Below are 3578 nucleotides of genomic sequence, written 5' to 3' on the forward strand. Positions count from 1 at the left end.
ACCTCATTAATTGCTACTTCTGACGCTTTTTTACTGGCTCTTTCGACTAATTCCACCTTACCCGATTTGAGAGATTTACCCGTGACAATGCGATAGGGAATCCCAATTAAATCCGCATCTTTGAACTTAACTCCCGCACGTTCATTCCGGTCATCTAAAAGGGTTTCAATGCCGGCTTGATTTAACTCATTGTATAAACTTTCGGCGGTTTTTACCTGCTCGGCATCGGCTAAATTAGGAATAACCACAATCGCTTGATAGGGGGCAATAGCTACGGGCCAAATAATACCATCTTTATCGTAGGATTGTTCTACGGCTGCCTGGGCTAAACGCGATACTCCAATCCCATAACAACCCATACAAATGGGGGTAGATTCTCCCGCTTCATTAGTATAAAAAGCATTCATAGCTTGAGAATATTTATAGCCCAATTGGAAGATATGACCGACTTCAATTCCTCTAGCACTTTGCAAGGTTTGATTAGGATCATGAATAGCTCGATCGCCTACCTGGGCTTTGCGTAGATCGACGATTAATTCCGGTAAGATAAAATCTTGACCCCAATTGGCTCCCACTACATGAAACCCCGTTTCATTAGCACCGGTGATAAAGTTTTCTAAGTCTGTCACCGTGTTGTCTGCTATGCGTAAAAACTTAGGAGCTATATCGCTGGCTTTTTTGAGCAAATTATCTTCTAAGTCGGGAGCAATATAACCCAAAGGTAAAGGTTTAGTTGCCCATTTCTGTTGAGCGGCAGCATCGGGGATTTTTAAAGCCAAAATTGTTTTAGCATTGTAACGGCTCGCCTGTCTAACTAATTCATTTTGTAGTTTAACTTCATTAACCTCTTGATCGCCCCGAATGCTCACCAAAACTAAAACAGTTATGCCGCTATCATAAACCACTTCGTAGAGAACATTCTTGACGATAGCAGTGGCAGAACAATCGAGAAATTTAGCTAAACTTTCGATCGTGTTGGTGTTAGGAGTCTCTTTTTTAGCAAACTTTTTCAAGGGAGAAGCCACTTTATCTGCCGGCAAAGAAACGGCTTTTTCCATATTAGCCGCATACTTTTCATCGGCGGTAAATAAAACCTCATCTTCTCCAGCATCAGCTAAGACCATAAATTCTTGGGATGCGGAACCGCCAATCGCTCCAGAATCGGCTTCTACTGCCCGAAAAGCTAACCCACAACGGCGGAAAATATTGCGGTAAGCTATATCCATCGCTTGATAGGTTTTCTTTAAACATTCCTCGTCAAGATTGAAAGAATAGGCATCCTTCATAATAAATTCTCGTCCCCGCATTAAACCAAAACGAGGGCGAATTTCATCGCGAAATTTAGTTTGAATCTGATATAAATTAACTGGTAATTGTCGATAGGAACGAATTAAATCACGAGCGACGGCAGTAATTACTTCTTCGTGAGTCGGTCCTAATCCTAACTCCCGCTTTTGCCGGTCCGTCAGGGCAAACATAATCCCTTCTGCTTTTGTGTAGGTGTCCCAACGGCCTGATTCTTGCCAGAGTTCCGCCGGTTGCAGTTGGGGAAGTAAACATTCTTGGGCGCCGGCTTTGTTCATTTCTTCCCGGACTATCTGGGAGACTTTCTGTAAAACCCGCCACATCAGGGGTAAATAGGCGTAAATACCGCTGCCAATGCGACGAATGTAACCGGCACGCACCAAGCATTTATGACTGGGTATTTCCGCCTCGGCCGGGTCTTCCCGGAGGGTGACAAAAAGCTGTTGAGAGAGTCGCATCCTATCGATATCCTTTTGAACAGAAGACTTTCTATTATCTCATCAAAGGAGAGCGACTGCAATGATCAATTACTTGTGTTGACAAACAATAACAGCGATCAGTTTACCGATTCTCAGGTATTTCCCCTCACAACTTGAGACTGGTTGGAGACGCATTGAACTCTAGTTCCAATTGCCTAACTCCCTTGTTCTCTACTCTAGGAAATATGAGCGTTCAGGTCGATCGCTGTTACCGTCGTTATCGAGACAGAATGTAACTTTAACAGGGTTTACTCCTTTGTGAACTTGACCTTTATAACCTTGCCAGTCGATCTGTCAGGGAAGCTTTTTTCTTTAGCTTCAATTATTAATATAACATCGGATTGGGGCTAGAAATCTTTCTCTTAATCAAAGTTTACATTACTGGGATCAAGGAAAAGCCTCGATGTTTTGACGCTTAACCGACCATAACTCCCTTCTGTCAAAGTGGGTGAGGTAATACCCCCTAAATGGGGAGCATCTCACCTTTGTAACCCCTAAATCAGGTTTTATGTCAAGCTATTTTAAAAGCCTTGCTAGAAACCAGTTTTAGGGATAAGTATAATTACTCACTTGCATAAATGAGATGCTCCCCCTAAATGAAACTTAATAGCGCACCCTGCGGTTTCAGAGAAAGACCTTAACTTTGCTTAGGTTTGAGTGGATTGGCGAGCATCCAGACGGGAGTTTATTAGCTTGGGTAATAGCAATCCGGATTTCGCTTTGTAAGCGTCAAATTCAGGATAGCGGGAGAGGGAGCGGTCTTTTTTAAGCATATTGGGAATGAAGACCCCGGCGATGAATCCCCCCAAAATCAGAAAAGGGAGCCAATGTTGGGCTAACAGGGCAAAACTCAGATAAATTAAAATCTCTCCTAAATAGTTGGGATTGCGACTACGACTAAAGAAACCTTCGGTGATCAATCCTTCCCTATATTTAAGGGTAAAATACTTTTGGGCATCGCTACCGTAATGGAGAAATACCCCCATAATATTGATCGCTATGGCTGCGGATATTAAAGGAGCGGCGGCCGTGACCTTCCCGCTAACAATAATAAAAGGGGCAGCCCAATACAAACCGAGAACGATAAAGGTAAATATTCCCATAGCCAACGGTATTTCTTTTTCCCATTGTTGATCTGGATATAATCTATCCTTGATCAGCCACATCAGACCGTAAGTTCCGTGTAGGGCAAGGTATATCCAAGCGAGCGGGGTAAAATTATTATAAAAAGCCATTAAGCCCAATATAATTAGAAAAGTCAGAAATTTATGCCAATTAATCGCGTGTTTTATCTTCATTTTCTTCAAAGTAGAAATCAATCCTGTTGATCGAGTGCTAAACAATTATAACTACTAACGTTTCAATCCGGTCTTTGACATCGCTTGAGAATAAAAAAGAAAGGTCGGGGAAAGTTGTTAAAATCCATAATTACTGGCAGGGTATTGTCCTCTAATTTCCGAAAAGAGTCATTAATCGGCGAATAATCCTAGATCATCAGCACCAGCTTCCAATCTGGTCTGTCAGGTTAACGGCGATCGCAGTTTTGTCGCTTGGGTTAAGACACCGCACTACCTAAGACCAAAGACTGGCGCATTGTTAATAAACACACTTTCCTATCCAAAGTTGTACTTACAAATACAATTTAATAAAATCGGTTCTTCGGTTTGTCTTATGCAACGTACAGGATTATAAGGAATGAAACTCTTATAGAGAAAGACATTTGGCGATTTTTGTCAATTGTTTTTGATCTAGAGCGAACTAATCAATTAAGTCTCTTGCCAGATAAGGATTTAG

At 42.0% G+C, this 3578-nt stretch carries 2 protein-coding genes and 1 pseudogene; all 3 read right to left on the reverse strand.

Features of this window, described 5'->3' with window-relative positions; genetic code table 11:
* Positions 1 to 1763, reverse strand: a 1763-nt coding sequence (locus PX482_RS05060; protein WP_288122155.1) for a proline--tRNA ligase, incomplete at its 3' end; no start/stop codon positions are given.
* Positions 1764 to 2431: 668 nt separating this feature from the next.
* Complete coding sequence (locus tag PX482_RS05065) at positions 2432 to 3082, reverse strand: methyltransferase family protein (protein ID WP_002758219.1); 651 nt, start codon at positions 3080 to 3082, stop codon at positions 2432 to 2434.
* 62 nt (positions 3083 to 3144) lie between these two features.
* Positions 3145 to 3270, reverse strand: a pseudogene (locus PX482_RS05070) (DUF4334 domain-containing protein); the annotation flags it as partial.
* Positions 3271 to 3578: the final 308 nt, after the last annotated feature.

It is taken from the genome of Microcystis sp. M53602_WE12 (assembly GCF_030065455.1).
Taxonomy (GTDB): Bacteria; Cyanobacteriota; Cyanobacteriia; order Cyanobacteriales; family Microcystaceae; genus Microcystis; species Microcystis aeruginosa.